Consider the following 16,209-nt stretch of genomic DNA (forward strand, 5'->3'; position numbering starts at 1 on the left):
CAGGTCGGGGCGGGGGAACGGGCTGCCCTAGCCGGGGAATTCGAGGATGTCGCCGGATCTGTCGCGGACCGGTGCGGCGGTCGCCGGGAGGCCGGCACCGCGTATGAGTCCGAAGGAAGAACCGCCCGCGAGCGGGACGGCGTGCTGGTCGCCGTTGCGCGGCGCGTGGGCCTCGGCGGATGCGGAACGGCCGAGACCGCGGGCGGGATCGTGCGGTGCCCGCTCGGACATCGGCCGGGATACCGGCGCGGAGGCCCGTTGGGCGCCACGCACCGCTGTGTCGCTCAGCCGGGAGAACCCGCCCGGACCGGCTGTCGCCGCAGGGGTGTACGTACGGATGGGGTGCGTTACGAGGGTTCGCGCGCTGTCGTCGGCGGAGCCGGGGACCCGGTGCGGGTCGGCGGGCGGACCCGTGGGGGTGTGGTTGTGCGGCAATGTCGGCGGCAGCAACCCGTCGGGGAGCGCGCCGACGACGCCGGTGGCCACCGTGCGGAGGAGCATCCCGGCCGCGTTGTCGACCTGTTGGGCCTGTTGGGCGAGTGGCCGGGCTGTGGCGCGGACCGTCCCGACAGCCGGCCGGGCGACGAGGGAAACAGTGCGGCGGGACGCCGGTTGGGCGGGCGGGTGGACGGCCGGGGCTGTAGCGGCCTTGCCGGGACGCTCGGTGCGCGGGGTGTCCGCCGGGCCTGTCTTCGCGTCGGTGACCGTATCCGCGACCTCTCGCGCGCTCGGCTCAGCGGCCGTGCGTACGGGGTCCGTTCCGGCTTCCGCTGCCGTGCCTGCCGCGTGGGTGATCGTCGTCCCCGTGCCGGGGAGCGGCGGAGCGGATTGCTGTGCCGCCTGGGCCCGCGTCCCGAAGAGCAGGCCCAGGGCCAGCAGCCCGCCGAGGAACAGCACCACCTGCAGCGCTCGCCGGCCGGCCGGCCCGCGCCTGGGGCGCGGGCCGGTGGCGGAACGAACGGCTGTGGTGGTCACGTGGGGATGAGCCCTCTCCGGATGGCGCGGACCACGGAATGCGGTCCTCCGCGGATGACGGGACGATGCTTGCACGAACCTCCCGGGGTCGCGCAAGCCCCTTGTTACTGATGAGTGTCCTTGTCCGGTATGGGAAGCGGCCTCTTCTCGATCGCCGCTGCCATCACTTCCGGGAAGAGATCCGGGGTGCATGCGAAGGCTGGTGCGCCCAGGGCCCCGAGGGCCGCCGCATGGTCGCGGTCGTAGGCGGGCGCGCCCTCGTCGGACAACGCGAGCAGCGTCACGAACTGCACTCCGGACGCCTTCATCGTGGCGACCCGTTTCAGCATCTCGTTGCGTATGCCGCCCTCGTAGAGGTCGCTGATGAGGACGACGACGGTGTCGGCGGGGCGAGTGATCTTCGACTGGCAGTGGGCGAGCGCCCGGTTGATGTCGGTGCCGCCGCCGAGCTGGGTGCCGAAGAGTACGTCGACGGGGTCGTCGAGCTGGTCGGTGAGATCCACCACTGCTGTGTCGAAGACGACGAGCCTGGTCCGCAGGGTGCGCATGGAGGCGAGCACCGCGCCGAAGACGGAGGCGTAGACGACGGAGGCGGCCATCGACCCCGACTGGTCGATGCAGAGGATCACGTCCTTCTTCACGGACTGCGCGGCCCGCCCGTAGCCGATGAGCCGCTCGGGGACGACGGTGCCGTACTCGGGGAGGTAGTTCTTGAGGTTGGCCCGGATGGTTCGGTCCCAGTCGATGTCGTGGTGGCGGGGCCGGTTGATCTTGGCCGAGCGGTCCAGCGCGCCGGTGAGTGTGGCCCGGGTGCGGGTGGCGAGCCGCTTCTCCAGATCGTCGACGACCTTGCGCACGACGGCTCTTGCGGTCTCCTTCGTCGTCTCGGGCATGGCCTTGTTGAGCGAGAGGAGCGTTCCGACGAGATGGACGTCCGCCTCGACGGCCTCCAGCATCTCCGGTTCGAGGAGCAGTGCGGAGAGACCGAGCCGGTCGATCGCGTCGCGCTGCATGACCTGGACGACGGAGCTGGGGAAGTACGTGCGGATGTCGCCGAGCCAGCGGGCCACGGAGGGGGCGGACGCCCCGAGTCCGGCCGAACGGTTGCTCCCGCCCCGGCCCCCGGGCTTGCCTCCTCCGCCGTACAGCGCGGTCAGTGCGCCGTCCATCGCGGCGTCGCGTCCGGTGAGGGTGCAGCCGGTGCTCTCGGCGCTGTCTCCGCCCAGGACCAGCCGCCACCGGCGCAGCCGCTCGTCGTTCGCCGGGCCGGACTGCAGGCCGCGGGCCGGGGGTGGTGTGGTGCCGGCCGTGTCCGTGGTCATCCCGTTGCCCCCAGCGGTTCCTTGACGTTCTCGGCTCTCTTGTCCGGGTGTCTCTTTTCCCGGTCTCTCTCGCCCCGGTCTCTCTTGTCCGGGGCGACGCCGCCCGGGTCCGGATCGGTGCCGGTGTCCAGACCGAGCAGAAGACGCAGCACCGGCACCACCGCGTCGGCCCGGGCCCCGTCGAGTCCGGGGCCGAAACCGGGTGCCGTCGTCCCGGTCCCGGTGCCGGTGACTGTCGGTCCCCCGGCGGCCGGACCACGCCGTACGAGTTCGCCCAGCGTGCGCCGTACACCCGCTTCGTACGCCGAGAAGGTGCGGCGCAAGAGGGGCAGCACATCGGCGAAGGTGTCGGCGGGGACCGCGGTGAGCCAGGCGTCGACCAGGCCGAGCAGTCGCTCGTCGTGGACGAGGAGCATGCCTCCCCCGGCGGCTCCGCCGACGAACCCCTCGATCCAGGCCGCGGCGTCGGCCGGGGGTGTGCCGGGCGAGAGGGCCAGGCCCATCAGCCGTGCCGCGTCGTCCTCCGCGAGCCGTCCTTCGTCGAGCAGCAGGCGGGCCGCGCGGCCCCGGATGACGCCCGCGACCGTGTCCCGGGCGGCGAGCTTGTGCAGTACGGCGGTCCAGCGCTCGCGCAGCCCGTCCCCGTCAGCATCTTCCTGAACGGCTCCGGTGAGCAGCCCGATCGCGGTGTGGACCCCGTCCACCCGGCGGCGCATTTCGGCGGCGCCGTCCGCGTCGAGCCCGGTGCAGGCGGGTGGGAGTCCGACGCAGATCCGCTCGGCGAGCCCGGCCGCGACCTCGCCGAGAGCCGCGGTGTCCGTGGACCGCACGTCGCCGTAGCGCAGGGTGCGGGCCAGCGCGGGCAGGGCGTCGGCGAGATGGCCGACGTCGGCGTCGAGCGCGGCGCGGTCGGCGAGGGCCCGCATCACCACGGGCAGCGCATCGGGCAATTCCGCGAGGAGGCAGTGCTCGGCGAGCGCGGTGACCTCGGCGAGCGCGGTGGCCGAAGCCGCCTGGGACTCGGCCTTGGCGGTCGCCGCGGAGAGCACCGTGGTGCCCCATGTCCCGGCCTCCGCGACCCGTACGTACAGCTCGGGTTCCCAGCGCAGCCGCCAGCTCTCCCGGAAGGTGCCGGTGCTCCCCCGGCCTGCGGCGGGCTCGCCCCAGCCGACTGCGAGGATCCGCAACCGGTGGAGCAGCCGGCTGCGGGCCGCGTCGGTGTCCTTGCGCAGGTCGAGCTCCAACTCCCGTTCCAGCGCCTCCGGTTTGAGCCGGAGCGTGCGCTGCTGTCGGGTGAGATCGCGCTGCAGGGGGACGGCGGGGGCGGTGTCCGGCACTTCGCCGAGTGTCTCGCCGACGATCAGCCGGTCCTGTACGAGCGCCAGCGGCACATCGGAGCCTTCGCACATCACGGCCCTGATCGCATCGGTCGTCTCGCTCAGCCCGGCGAGCGGGCGGCCGCGCATGGCGGCGAGGGTCTCGGCGAGTCTGACGGCCTCGATGACATGGGCGGACGACACGAACCGGTCCTCGTCGCGCAGGAGTCCGGCGACCTTGGTCATCCACCGCTCGATCGGGCGGTCGGCTGCCTCGAAGAGGTGTCCGTACCAGCCGGGCGAGTCGATGCCCGCCCCGTATCCGCTGTGGCGGGCGAGCCGGTGATGCGACCAGGGCACCCAGGTCAGCTCGGCCTTGACCTTGGGCAGCCCCTTGAGCAGGGCCCGGTCGGCGGCGAGTGTGGTCCTCGTGCCGAGCGCGGGCACATGCCAGGCACCGCAGACAACCGCGATGTCGTCGCCGACCTCCTTTACCGCCTTGCGCAGTTGGATGCGCATATACGCCTCACGGATGGTGTCACGAGGGTGGCCGCCGTCCCCGTACACCTCGCGCAGGGCCGTCATCGCCTCGGCGAGCGCGGCGAAGGGTGCCCGCGGGTCGAGGGCTTCGGCGCCCTGGGTGCGGTGTTCGACGACGTCCTCCCACCAGCGCTCCGGGTCGTCATAACCCGCTGTCTCGGCCAGTACACCGATGGGGTCGATCGGGGCCTGCGCGGGTGAGCCGCCGGTAGCCGGCTCCCCGTCCCCGTCCCGGCCCGTTTCGCGTTCCGCTGCCTGTGCCATGGCCAGGGAGTTCGCCGCGGGCAGATCGATGAAGCGGACCGGTACGTCGTGCGCCAGCGCCCAGCGGATCGCGACCCACTCGGGCGAGAACGCGGCCAGCGGCCAGAACGCCGCCTGCCCCGGGTCGTCGACGGCGTGGGCGAGCAGCGCGACCGGCGGCCGCATCTGCTCGTCTGCAGCCAGCGGCAGCAGTGCGTCACCCTCCGGAGGCCCCTCGATGAGCACGGCCCGCGGGCGGGCGGCATCCAGGGCCGCACGGACGGCTCGGGCCGAGCCCGGGCCGTGGTGCCGCACCCCGAGCAGCAGCGGTCCGACGGGACGCGCGGTCCGGGTCATGCGGATACCTCGCGGCAGGCGCGGTAGAAGTCCTTCCACCCGTCCCGCTCCCGGACCACGGTCTCCAGGTACTCCTGCCAGACGACCCGGTCGGCCGCGGGATCGCGGACGACCGCGCCGAGGATGCCCGCCGCCACATCACCGGAGCACAGCACCCCGTCGCCGAAGTGCGCGGCCAGCGCCAGGCCGTTGGTGACGACGGAGATCGCCTCGGCCGTCGACAGCGTTCCCGAGGGGGACTTGAGCTTTGTGCGGCCGTCGGTGGTGACACCGTCACGCAGCTCGCGGAAGACCGTGACGACGCGCCGGATCTCGGCCATGCCGTCGGGCGCGGCCGGGAGGTCGAGCGAACGGCCGATCTGGTCGACGCGCCGGGACACGATGTCGACCTCCGCATCGGGGGTGGCCGGCAGCGGCAGCACGACGGTGTTGAACCGGCGGCGCAGCGCGCTGGACAGCTCGTTGACCCCGCGGTCACGGTCGTTGGCGGTGGCGATGACGTTGAAACCGCGGACGGCCTGGACCTCCTGGCCCAGTTCGGGGACGGGGAGCGTCTTCTCCGACAGGATCGTGATGAGCGAGTCCTGCACATCGGCGGGGATACGGGTGAGTTCCTCGATCCGCGCGGTCATGCCGTCGGACATGGCGCGCATGAGCGGGCTCGGCACCAGGGCGTCGCGGCTGGGCCCGTGCGCGAGCAGTTGTGCGTAATTCCAGCCGTAGCGGACGGCTTCCTCCGGGGTGCCTGCCGTGCCCTGGACGAGCAGCGTCGAGTCACCGCTGACGGCGGCCGCGAGATGCTCGGACACCCAGGTCTTGGCGGTGCCGGGAACGCCGAGGAGCAGCAGGGCCCGGTCGGTGGCGAGTGTGGTCACGGCGACTTCGACGAGGCGGCGCGGGCCGACGTACTTGGGTGTGATCACCGTGCCGTCCGGCAGTGTGCCGCCGAGCAGGTAGGTGGCGACGGCCCACGGGGACAGCTGCCAACGGGCGGGCCGCGGGCGGTCGTCGGCCGCGGCAAGGGCCTTCAGCTCATAGGCGAAGGCGTCCTCGGCATGCGGTCGCAGGGCCTGTACGCCGACGGCTGCGGTGGTTTCGGACACGGTCATGGATCCCCCTCCAGATCGGTCGACCTGATGTGGTTCCCACCGTGCACCATGGCACTGACAATCGGCCCCGACCGCAGGTCAGGGCCGATTCAGCGGCTACGGGCGGGGAGTTCAGCCGGCCACCGGCGAGACCGCGACGCAGCCGCCCGCGGTGATGAGGCCCTCGCCCTCGGCCTCCTTGATGACCTTGCCCTTGTGCGTGATCGAGCAGGCGACGTCGGCCCCGCCCTCGTCCAGGGCGAACGGCATGACGGCGGGCGGCATGATCCCGCGCAGCGTGACGGTCTTCCGCCACGGCAGGGTGGGGGACTTGACCGTTTCGATCTTCGGGTCCATGGCCTTGCCCCCGCCCGCGTGGAACTGGATCTCGTCGACGCTCGTGCCGGTGACCTCGTAGGTGACTTCGTACGTCTCGTTCACGGCCTTGTCCACCTGATCGACCGCCTCGGAGCAGGCGCCGAGGCCCATGGCGAGGCCGAGGACGACAGCTGCGCAGACGACAGTACGAACGGTGCGGACGTTACGGATGTTGTAGATGTTGTGGATGTTGCGGACGGTGTGGCTCATCGGTTGATCCCCCCTGGATCCGAAGGTCGGCAGTTCGCAGCGAATCGCAAAGAGAAAGTAAAGTCAAGTGGTGTGCGCGACGACGAATCAGCAGGTCAGGCCGATTGTCAGTGGTGCGTTCTACCGTCGTTCCCATGCTGCTATCTCACGGGGGAGAACCCTTGCCTACCGCCGACCCGGCGGCGCGCTGGACGGTGGAGCAGGTCCTGGCCCTGGCTCCTGATGAGGCATCACGCAAGGCAGGGAGCAAGCTCGGTTCGGCCGGTCCGTGGTCGGGCGGCGGGTGTGACGGTTCGGGTGCGGTGTGGGGGCTGTGCAAGGGAAGCGGAAGCAAGCCGTATCAAACGGTGGTGGACACCACCGGCCCTGCGTACAAGTGCAGTTGCCCCAGCCGGAAGTTCCCGTGCAAGCACGCGCTGGGTCTGCTGCTGGTCTGGGCGTCCGGCGAATCGGCCCTGCCCGCGGGCGAGGTGCCGGACTGGGCGGGTGAGTGGCTGACGGGCCGTCGCCGGCGTGCGGCGGAGAAGGGGGAGAAGGGTGGGCCGGCGGCGGGCGGCGCCCCGGCCACGGGCCCGGCCGACCCGGAGGCCGTCCGGCGGCGCGCCGAGCGCCGGGCCGAGCGGATCACCGGCGGCGCGCAGGAGCTGGAGCAGCGGCTGACGGATCTGCTGCGCGGCGGTCTGGCAGCGGCCGATCAGTCGGGGTACGGACTGTGGGAGGAGACGGCGGCCCGCATGGTCGACGCCCAGGCGCCCGGACTGGCCGCCCGCGTGAGGGAGTTGGGATCCATCCCGGCGTCCGGTCCGGGCTGGCCGGTGCGGCTGCTGGAGGAGTGCGCGCTGCTGCATCTGCTGGACAGCGCATGGCTGGGGATCGACCGGCTGCCGGAGCCGCTGGCGGCCACGGTCCGTACCCGCGTGGGGCTGACCACCCCCGCAGAGGGCCCACCGGTCCGCGACCACTGGCTGGTCCTCGCCCAGTACGACACCCCGGACGGCAAGATCGTCACGCGCCGCATCTGGCTGTACGGGAGGGACTCGGGCCGCACGGCACTGCTGCTCTCCTTCGGTGCGGCCGGGCGCTCCCCCGGGCTGGCACTGCCGGTGGGCATCACGATCGACGCCGAGATCACGCCCTATCCGGGCGCCGGCCGGCTACGGGCGGAGCTGGGCGGGCAGTTCGGTGTCCCTTCGCCGACCGGTGCGCCACCACCGGGTGACACGGCAACGGCCGCGATCGGCGCGTACGGAGACGCCCTGCGGGGCGATCCCTGGCTGGACGCCTGGCCGGTGACACTGCGCGAGGTCATACCCGTGCCGTCCGGGGACGGCTGGCAGCTGGTCGACGCGGCGGGCGGTGCGGCCCTGCCCGTCGCCCCGGCGGCGCTGTCCCGGCCCGGACTGTGGAAGCTCGTCGCGCTCTCCGGAGGCTCCCCGGTCACGGTATTCGGCGAATGCGGCCACCGCGGATTCGACCCGCTCGCGGCCTGGTCCGCAGACGCGGACGCCGACGGCGCCGAAATCAGCAGCGCCGGCACGACCTGCGAGACCGTGCCGCTCATCTGACGTCGGATTCGAAGTTCGAAGGGGGACCAATGACCAGCACCATCACACCCGCACCCTGGGAAGAGCTCGTCACCTCGGCACTTCTGGGCACCGACCGCCGCCCGGCCGAGGGAGGCGGCGGACCGGCGAGACTGCTGGACGCGGCTGCGCTCCACACCGTGCGGCGCAGGGCGGGACTCCTGCCCGCCCCCGCGGCCGCCCGGCCCGAACCGGCGCCCGCCGACCCGCGGCCGCCGCTTCCCCCGGCCGCGCGGCGCAGACTCGCCCAACTGCTTGCCGACCGGTCGGCACCGGGCGGCTCGGGCGGCCGGCGCGGTACGGCTCCTGATCTCACGGAGCTGATCCCGCAGTGGCTGGCCACCGCCAATCAGCACGGCTATCGGGCCCCGGCCGCGCTGCTCCCGCCCCTGCTGGACGCGGCCAGGTCCCGTACCGATCTGCGGCCGCACGCCCTGGCCTTCGCCGGGCCGCGCGGACTGTGGCTGGCCGGGCTTAACCCCGAGTGGAAGTTCGCGCTGCGCGGCTCGTCCGGCGGCTCGTCGCTGCCGGACGTCACGGAGCCGGAAGCGGTCGCCCGGCTGTGGGAGGAGGGCCTGTTCGCCGAACGGGTCGCCGTGCTCGGGGCCGTACGGGCGCACGATCCCGCTGAAGCGCTCGCGCTGCTCGCCACCACATGGACCACCGAGCGCGCCGAGGACCGGCTGATGTTCCTCGACTCGCTGCGCACCGGACTGTCCGAAGTGGACGAGACCTTCCTGGAGCAGGCGCTCTCCGACCGCAGCCGCAATGTCCGCTCGACGGCTGCCGAACTGCTGTCCGCACTACCGGAGTCGGCGTTCGCCGGACGGATGGCGGCCCGCGCGATGTCCTGTGTGAGCCCGGACCTCACGGGCGACGAGGCCTCCGTCGCCGTGGAGGCCCCGCACGAATGCGATGCGTCGATGGAGCGCGACGGCGTGGTGGCGGTGCCGCCGTCCGGGCGGGGCGAACGGTCCTGGTGGCTCGGCCAGTTGGTGGAGGCGACCCCGCTCGCCACCTGGCCGGTGCGGTTCGGTGGCCGCACCGCGCAGAAGATCGTCGCCCTGCCGGTGGCCGACGGCTGGGCCGAGGAACTGCACGCGGCATGGTGCCGGGCAGCAGTGCGGCAGCGGGATCCGGAGTGGGCCCGCGCGCTGCTCGGCGCCCCCTCCGTCCCCCCGTCCAACGGCCCCGGTACGGCGTCGCTCGCCGAGCGGTCGAAGCTCCTCGCCATACTTCCCGCAGCCGAACGGGCCGAATGGGTGGCCGACTTCATCGCGGCGCACGGACTGTCGGAGGCCTTCCAGTTGCTCGGAGTCTGCCCGACACCCTGGGCCGGACCACTCGGCCGCTCGGTCGTCGACGCCCTGGACATCGCCCGGGACGCGGGCAGCTACCCCTGGAGCTTCAGCGGCGTGATGGGCCTCGCCGAGCGCTGCCTGAACCCGGCCGAAGCGGACCGCCTGGAGGTCCTCACCACCACCCCGGACGAACCGGAGGACGCCTCACCGGGCGCGAACGGCTACTGGTCGGAGGCATTCCAACGACTGGTCTCCACGCTGCGGCTGCGCGCGGCGATGGACCTGGAGCTGATACCGGGCTGAGGGGGATCGGCGGACTCCGGGCCGAGGGGGATCAGCAGGCACCGGGCGCTTGGGCGCGGGGGCCCGGGGCCGGAGGGCCCGGCAGGCCGGGAGGCTGACAGGACGGGAGGCTGACAGGACGGGAGCCCGGCAGGAAGCCGGGAGGCCGGGGTCCGAAGACGGGGCCGGGTCCGGGGGCCGGGTCCGGGTCCGGGGGCCGAGGACGGGTCCGGGGCCGGGTCCGGGGGCCGAGGACGGGGCCGGGTCCGGGTCCGGGGCCGGGTCCGGGGGCCGAGGACGGGGCCGGGTCCGGGGGGCGGCACCACCCGGGGGCCCGGGGCCAAGTGTCCGGCGGGGGCCAGTGGCCGGTCCCGGGTAAGTGGTCCCGGGCGCGGCATGGAGAGCCGGTCCCGGGCAAGCGGCTCCAGGCGATCCAGGGGCAACCGGCCCCCGCCGACCGGCCCCGCGCAGCCGGCCCCCGCCGACCGGCCCCCCGCAGCCGGCCCCCGGCACACCGCCCCGGGCAGGCGGGCCTGGCGGCCCGCCGCCTTGCCCTGGGGAGGGGTCAGGCTTCCGCGGGGTGGCGGACGTTCGCGTTGACCCAGTCGACGATCGACGTCGTCGTCGCACCCGGGGTGAAGATCTCCGCGACGCCCTGGTCCTTCAGCGGTGCGATGTCCGCCTCCGGGATGATGCCGCCGCCGAAGACCTTGATGTCCTCCGCCTCGCGCTCCTTCAGCAGCTCGATCACCTTGGCGAAGAGCGTGTTGTGCGCACCGGAGAGGATCGAGAGGCCGATCGCGTCGGCGTCCTCCTGGATCGCGGTGTCCACGATCTGCTCGGGCGTCTGGTGGAGCCCGGTGTAGATGACCTCCATACCGGCGTCGCGCAGTGCCCGCGCGATCACCTTGGCCCCGCGATCATGGCCGTCCAGGCCCGGCTTGGCCACCACCACACGGATCGGACCGGTCACACCCATCACTGCCTCCACATGCGTCTCCCGTGCCTGAAGGGCCGGGGATGTGAACGAACGTTATCGACAGCATCCCGCACCCTGCCGTTTCGCGGTGGACGGGGAGGGGGAAATCACACGTGGGACATGTTCACCGGGCGCCGTTCCCGCTTGACGCGGCACACCTGCCGTGCGGGACCGGCCGCCAGGGGAGCCGCCAAGAGGTCGCCGTACCACCGCGCCGCCAGCCGCGCGGCACGGTGGTACGGCGTGCCGGGCCCACTCGTCATCGGGCCCGGCAGGCCGATCGTTCGCCGGTCACCACCGGTGAGCAGGGGCCTGCGAATCGGGGCCGACCCCCGGCCGGGTGGCCGGGCGGGCCGCCCGTACCTCCGCAACGGCACCCCATGAGGGCATACGGGGACCGGAGCCGCCTCCCCGCTTGCCGAAGCAGGAGGTCGGCCATGAAGGTCCTGCCTTTCCTTCCCCTACTGCTGCGCCGGCCGTGTCAGTGCTGCACCCGGCTGTCATCCGCTCTGCTCAAGGCCACCGTGCTTGAGCTGGTGGTGCTCGCCGGGCATGTGCTCCTCTACCCCACCGGCATCGCCGGGGAGCGGCGGCCCCCGCCACGCCCGGCCGGACCGACCACCGCACCCGCCGGGACCTGCGCCCTCCCCTCCGAGGACAGCGAGCGGCCGCCCGTCGTACTCCTGCACGGCTTCATCGACAACCGCTCGGTCTTCGTCCTGCTCCGCCGCTCCCTCGCCCGGCACGGCTGGCGCCATCTGGAGTCGCTCAACTACTCGCCGCTGACCTGCGACATCCGTACGGCGGCCGAGCTGCTCGGGCGGCACGTCGAGGAGATCTGCGCCCGCACCGGACACCACGAGGTCGACATCGTCGGGCACAGCCTCGGCGGCCTGATCGCCCGCTATTACGTACAGCGGCTGGGCGGTGATCAGCGGGTCCGCACCCTGGTCACCCTCGGCACACCGCACGGGGGCACGGCCGTCGCCCCGCTGGCGAGCGCTCACCCCATCGTGCGCCAGATGCGTACGGGCTCCGCGCCGATCGAGGAACTGCGCAGGCCGGCGCCCGGCTGCCGCACCCGGTTCGTGAGCTTCTGGAGCGAGCTGGACCGGGTGATCGTCCCGGCCGAGGCGGCCTGCATCGACCATCCGGATCTCGACGCGCTGAACGTACGCGTCAGCGGGATCGGCCATCTCGCGCTCCCCGTGCACCCGACCGTCGCCGCCGCCGTCCGGCAGGCGCTGGAGTCCCGCGAATCGATGATCGAAGACACAGGAGCCACAGGAGCCACAGGAACAGCAGAAGCTGCAGGAGCGTCCGGAACAGCAGGGGCCGCCGGAGCCGCTTCGGTGGCCTGATCCGGGCGAGCCCGCCCGCCCCGCCGCACCGGACGCCCCTCAAATAGAACGCGTTTCGAACATAGAGCCAAGGCTGTGTGGACAGCGCGTCGAAAGACGGCCGATTGCCCGTTTCCTGAGTCGCCCGAGCCTGCCGAAGATTGTCGACGTCACGTACCGCCGGGTACAGTCGCGGCCACTGCTCCCCCTGGGATCCCCCCACCGGACCCCAGACCACAGGTCCTGCTGCCGAGGCGAGAGAGAAGTTGGTGAACGACCAGCACCCCCACGCCGGGTACGCCGGGTACGACAGCCAAGCCACCGGCAGCTTCGACAGCGACCCGCTCTTCGGCTCCCTTCCCGGCAGCTACGACGGCACGTACGCCGACGGCTACGACACCGGCCAGGCCGGGTACAGCGGCCAGTACGACTCCACGCAGTGGGACACGGGGGCACACGCCACCACCACGTACGACGCCTACGCCTCGTACGCAGCGCAGCCCCAGCAGCAGTACGCCGCAGGTCCGACGTACGACACCACAGCCGCCTGGACGCCCGCCGCCGACTACGGCACGGCGGCGACCACGGCCGCCACCGCCACCTTCGCCGACATTCCGGCACAGGGCGGCGCCCCGGAGGCCACGGGCCAGTGGGACACCAACGGCTGGTACCAGACCGGCCAGTGGCCGACGACCGACACGGCCGCGTACGACACCGGCGCGTACGACGCCACCGCCTGGAACACCGGCGGCACGCCCGAGCAGGAGCAGCAAACCGCGCAAACCGCGCAGGTGTTGCACGAGGCGCCGGCGTCACACGAGGCATACGAAGCGCAAGAGGCCCACGAGGCGCACCAGCCCTACGAGTCCTACTCCGGCCAGGACTCCTTCGACCCGTACGAGCCCTACCGCACCGCCGAGTTCAGCCTCCCGGAGACAGAGGCGGAGACGGACTTCGGCACCGACGGACACGATGCCGAGGCCGCCGACGCGACTGCCGACGACACGGCCGGCACCGCGCACCGCCCCCTCAGCCGCCCCACCACCCGCAGCCGTCGGCGTTCCCCCGCGAAGCGTTCCGCGCTCCTCACCGTCGCTGTTCCCTCCGCCTGCGTGATGAGCGTGGCCGGTATCGCCGCGGCCTCCGTCAGCGGACTGGGCGGCGAGGACAAGAAGGACGACAACACCACGACGATGGCGGCCGCCGACCCCGGTTCCGTCAAGCCGGTCGCCGCCAACAACAAGCTGGACACCCAGCTCGCCAATCTCAGCGCCGACGCCGAGAACTTCGCCGACCGCGCCAGCCGTACCCAGGAGCGCATCGACCTGAGGGAGCGGCAGGCCGCCGAGAAGAAGAAGCGCGAGGAAGAGGCCGCCCGTAAAGAGGCGCTGCGCCCCAAGTTCCTCCTGCCGGTCGCGCAGCACGGCCTCAGCGCGTACTTCGGCCAGGCGGGCGTCAACTGGATGTCCGTGCACACGGGCATCGACTTCCCCGTCTCGTACGGCACGCCCGTGATGGCCGCGACCGACGGCACCGTACGCACCCAGTGGAACAGCGCTTACGGGAACATGGCCATCGTCACCATGGCCGACGGCACCGAGACCTGGTACTGCCACCTCAGCAGCACCAAGATCCGCTCGGGCCCGGTGAAGGCCGGCGATGTCATCGCGTACTCCGGGAATTCGGGGAACTCCACCGGTCCGCACCTGCACTTCGAGGTACGGCCCGGGGGCGGAGCGGCAATAGACCCGCTGCCCTGGCTCCGCAGCCACGGCCTCAACCCGACCTGAGCCACCCGGCGGCCGGTGCAACTACCCCGGCCGCCTGCCCGACGCCCCGCCTACAGCTTCTCGACCGGCGCGTACCGCAGCAGCAGCTTCTTCGGCCGCTCGTCCCCGAAGTCGACCGTCGCCTTCGCCTGGTCACCGACGCCCTCGACCGCTGTCACCGTGCCGAGCCCGAACTGGTCGTGCGTGACCCGGTCCCCGACCACGAGCGTGATCGTCGGCTTGTCCGAGGTCCGCCGGGTCGCGAAGCCCGAGGGGCCGGAGCGCGAACGCGACGAGGACAGCGACGAGGTGATCCCCGACGTCGGTCCGGCCGGGGCCGCCATCGGTCCGGTCCGCTTCCACTCCAGGTGCTGGTCCGGAATCTCCTCCAGGAACCGCGACGGCGGGTTGTACGAGGGCTGCCCCCACGCACTGCGCATCGCCGCCCGGGTCAGATAGAGCCGCTCGCGGGCCCGGGTGATGCCGACGTACGCGAGCCGCCGCTCCTCCTCCAGCTCCTTGACCTGGCCGAGCGCCCGCATGTGCGGGAAGACGCCGTCCTCCATGCCGGTCAGGAAGACCACCGGGAATTCGAGGCCCTTCGCGGTGTGCAGCGTCATCAGCGTGATGACACCGGAGCCGTCCTCGTCCTCGTCGGGAATCTGGTCGGAGTCGGCGACGAGCGCGACCTTCTCCAGGAATTCGGCGAGCGTGCCCGCGCCTTCCTCCTCGCCCCGCTCCTGCTCGAATTCGAGGGCGACGGCGGCGAGTTCCTGAAGGTTCTCGATGCGGGTCTCGTCCTGCGGGTCGGTGGATGCCTGGAGCTCGGCGAGGTAGCCGGTGCGCTCCAGCACGGCTTCCAGGACCACCGCCGGGCCCGCGCCCGACTCGACGATCGTGCGCAGCTCCTCCATCAGCGTGTTGAACCGCTTGACGGCGTTGGCCGACCGGGCCGCCATGCCGTACGCCTCGTCGACCCGGCGCAGCGCCTGCGGGAAGGTGATCTTCTCGCGCATGGAGAGCGCGTCGATCATCGCCTCGGCACGGTCGCCGATGCCGCGCTTGGGCACGTTGAGGATGCGGCGCAGCGGGACGGTGTCCTCGGGGTTGGCGAGGACCCGGAGGTAGGCCAGGACGTCCCGGACCTCCTTGCGCTCGTAGAAGCGCACGCCGCCGACGACCTTGTAGGGCAGGCCGACGCGGATGAAGATCTCTTCGAAGACACGGGACTGCGCGTTCGTACGGTAGAAGATCGCGACGTCGCCCGCCTTGGCGTCGCCCGCGTCGGTCAGCCGGTCGATCTCGTCGGCGACGAACTGCGCCTCGTCGTGCTCGGTGTCGGCGACATAGCCGGTGATCCGGGCGCCCGTGCCGGCGTTCGTCCAGAGGTTCTTGGGGCGGCGGCTCTCGTTGCGCTCGATGACCGCGTTGGCGGCGGACAGGATCGTCTGCGTGGAGCGGTAGTTCTGCTCCAGGAGGATCGTGGTCGCGTTCGGGTAGTCCTCCTCGAACTGGAGGATGTTGCGGATGGTCGCGCCGCGGAAGGCGTAGATCGACTGGTCCGCGTCACCGACGACGCACAGCTCGGCGGGGGCGTCGGCCTCTCCGGCCGGGCCGACCAGTTCGCGTACGAGGGTGTACTGGGCGTGGTTGGTGTCCTGGTACTCGTCGACCAGGACGTGCCGGAAGCGGCGGCGGTAGTGCTCGGCGACGTCGGGGAACGCCTGGAGCAGATGGACCGTCGTCATGATGATGTCGTCGAAGTCCAGCGCGTTGGCCTCGCGCAGCCGGGACTGGTACATCGCGTAGGCCTGGGCGAGCGTCTTCTCGAAGCCGTCCGCGGCCTGACCGGCGAAGGTCTCCTCGTCGATCAGCTCGTTCTTCAGGTTGGAGACCTTGGCGGTGAACGCCTTCGGCGGGAAGCGCTTCGGGTCGAGGTCGAGATCGCGGCAGACCAGGGCCATCAGCCGCTTGGAGTCGGCGGCGTCGTAGATGGAGAACGACGAGGTGAAGCCGAGCTTCTTCGACTCGCGGCGCAGGATGCGTACGCACGCGCTGTGGAAGGTCATGACCCACATGGCGTTGGCGCGCGGTCCGACGAGCTGCTCGACGCGCTCCTTCATCTCGCCCGCGGCCTTGTTGGTGAAGGTGATCGCCAGGATCTGGCCGGGGTGCACCCCGCGCTCGGCGAGGAGGTGAGCGATGCGGTGGGTCAGCACCCGGGTCTTGCCGGAGCCCGCTCCGGCGACGATGAGCAGCGGGGAACCCGCGTGGACCACGGCGGCGCGCTGCTCGGTGTTCAGCCCGTCGAGGAGCGCCGCGGCGTCGATGACGGGGCGGTGCGCGCCGTCGCGGTAGTACGCGTCTCTGGGTGGCGGGGGCCCGTCGAATACGCCCGCGAAAAGGTCCTCCGGCACCGCTTCGGGTGCGGAGTCCTCGGGGGGTGGCGGGGGCTCTTCCTCCGAGTGCTGGAGGCCGGCCAGGAAGCTGTCGTCAAAGAGGCTGCTCATCGCTTGTCGAGTCTAG

11 protein-coding genes are annotated in these 16,209 nt (G+C 72.1%); 4 read left to right on the plus strand and 7 right to left on the minus strand.

Annotated features, from left to right (window positions below; genetic code table 11):
- Positions 1 to 27: 27 nt before the first annotated feature.
- The 5 genes from ACGFU7_RS04405 to ACGFU7_RS04425 form a co-directional block, all read right to left on the minus strand.
- Entirely contained in the window at positions 28 to 975 is a 948-nt protein-coding gene (locus ACGFU7_RS04405; protein ID WP_393692214.1) for a hypothetical protein, read from the minus strand.
- Between the two features lie 104 nt (positions 976 to 1,079).
- Positions 1,080 to 2,297 (minus strand): VWA domain-containing protein, encoded by a 1,218-nt coding sequence (locus tag ACGFU7_RS04410; protein WP_393692216.1) that lies wholly within the window; start codon positions 2,295 to 2,297, stop codon positions 1,080 to 1,082.
- On the minus strand, positions 2,294 to 4,753 hold the full coding sequence (locus ACGFU7_RS04415; RefSeq protein WP_393692218.1) for a DUF5682 family protein: 2,460 nt from the start codon (positions 4,751 to 4,753) through the stop codon (positions 2,294 to 2,296). The genes ACGFU7_RS04410 and ACGFU7_RS04415 overlap by 4 nt, the downstream gene beginning before the upstream one ends.
- Positions 4,750 to 5,862, minus strand: coding sequence for an AAA family ATPase (locus ACGFU7_RS04420; protein ID WP_393692219.1), 1,113 nt, complete (start codon positions 5,860 to 5,862; stop codon positions 4,750 to 4,752). The genes ACGFU7_RS04415 and ACGFU7_RS04420 overlap by 4 nt, the downstream gene beginning before the upstream one ends.
- A gap of 111 nt (positions 5,863 to 5,973) precedes the next feature.
- The gene (locus ACGFU7_RS04425; protein WP_393692220.1) at positions 5,974 to 6,429 is read right to left on the minus strand and encodes a hypothetical protein; all 456 of its coding nucleotides are present in this window, start codon (positions 6,427 to 6,429) and stop codon (positions 5,974 to 5,976) included.
- A gap of 134 nt (positions 6,430 to 6,563) precedes the next feature.
- Between ACGFU7_RS04425 and ACGFU7_RS04430 the strand changes: the two genes are divergently transcribed.
- A complete protein-coding gene (locus ACGFU7_RS04430) occupies positions 6,564 to 7,994 on the plus strand; it encodes an SWIM zinc finger family protein (protein ID WP_393692222.1) in 1,431 nt (476 codons plus the stop codon).
- A 29-nt stretch (positions 7,995 to 8,023) separates the two neighbouring features.
- Complete coding sequence (locus tag ACGFU7_RS04435; RefSeq protein WP_393692224.1) at positions 8,024 to 9,616, plus strand: DUF5691 domain-containing protein; 1,593 nt, start codon at positions 8,024 to 8,026, stop codon at positions 9,614 to 9,616.
- A 544-nt stretch (positions 9,617 to 10,160) separates the two neighbouring features.
- Here the strand turns inward: ACGFU7_RS04435 and ACGFU7_RS04440 are convergent.
- Positions 10,161 to 10,574, minus strand: a complete 414-nt coding sequence (locus ACGFU7_RS04440; RefSeq protein ID WP_124716864.1) for a cobalamin B12-binding domain-containing protein — start codon at positions 10,572 to 10,574, stop codon at positions 10,161 to 10,163.
- 437 nt (positions 10,575 to 11,011) lie between these two features.
- Here ACGFU7_RS04440 and ACGFU7_RS04445 point away from each other — a divergent pair, with 437 nt between their 5' ends.
- Complete coding sequence (locus ACGFU7_RS04445) at positions 11,012 to 11,935, plus strand: esterase/lipase family protein (protein WP_393692226.1); 924 nt, start codon at positions 11,012 to 11,014, stop codon at positions 11,933 to 11,935.
- Between the two features lie 248 nt (positions 11,936 to 12,183).
- The gene (locus ACGFU7_RS04450; protein ID WP_393692228.1) at positions 12,184 to 13,704 is read left to right on the plus strand and encodes a M23 family metallopeptidase; all 1,521 of its coding nucleotides are present in this window, start codon (positions 12,184 to 12,186) and stop codon (positions 13,702 to 13,704) included.
- Positions 13,705 to 13,754: 50 nt separating this feature from the next.
- Here the strand turns inward: ACGFU7_RS04450 and pcrA are convergent, their stop codons facing one another.
- A complete protein-coding gene (pcrA, locus tag ACGFU7_RS04455) occupies positions 13,755 to 16,193 on the minus strand; it encodes a DNA helicase PcrA (protein ID WP_393692230.1) in 2,439 nt (812 codons plus the stop codon).
- Positions 16,194 to 16,209 lie beyond the last annotated feature (16 nt).

Origin of the sequence: Streptomyces sp. NPDC048473 (assembly GCF_043200155.1) — a bacterium.
Taxonomy (GTDB): Bacteria; Actinomycetota; Actinomycetes; order Streptomycetales; family Streptomycetaceae; genus Streptomyces.

Coding starts and splice junctions, on each gene's coding strand:
- ACGFU7_RS04410 (WP_393692216.1), bottom strand. CDS start 2,297: ATGACCACGGACACGGCCGGCACCACACCACCCCCGGCCCGCGGCCTG.
- ACGFU7_RS04415 (WP_393692218.1), bottom strand. CDS start 4,753: ATGACCCGGACCGCGCGTCCCGTCGGACCGCTGCTGCTCGGGGTGCGG.
- ACGFU7_RS04420 (WP_393692219.1), bottom strand. CDS start 5,862: ATGACCGTGTCCGAAACCACCGCAGCCGTCGGCGTACAGGCCCTGCGA.
- ACGFU7_RS04425 (WP_393692220.1), bottom strand. CDS start 6,429: ATGAGCCACACCGTCCGCAACATCCACAACATCTACAACATCCGTAAC.
- ACGFU7_RS04430 (WP_393692222.1), top strand. CDS start 6,564: ATGCTGCTATCTCACGGGGGAGAACCCTTGCCTACCGCCGACCCGGCG.
- ACGFU7_RS04435 (WP_393692224.1), top strand. CDS start 8,024: ATGACCAGCACCATCACACCCGCACCCTGGGAAGAGCTCGTCACCTCG.
- ACGFU7_RS04440 (WP_124716864.1), bottom strand. CDS start 10,574: ATGGGTGTGACCGGTCCGATCCGTGTGGTGGTGGCCAAGCCGGGCCTG.
- ACGFU7_RS04445 (WP_393692226.1), top strand. CDS start 11,012: ATGAAGGTCCTGCCTTTCCTTCCCCTACTGCTGCGCCGGCCGTGTCAG.
- pcrA (WP_393692230.1), bottom strand. CDS start 16,193: ATGAGCAGCCTCTTTGACGACAGCTTCCTGGCCGGCCTCCAGCACTCG.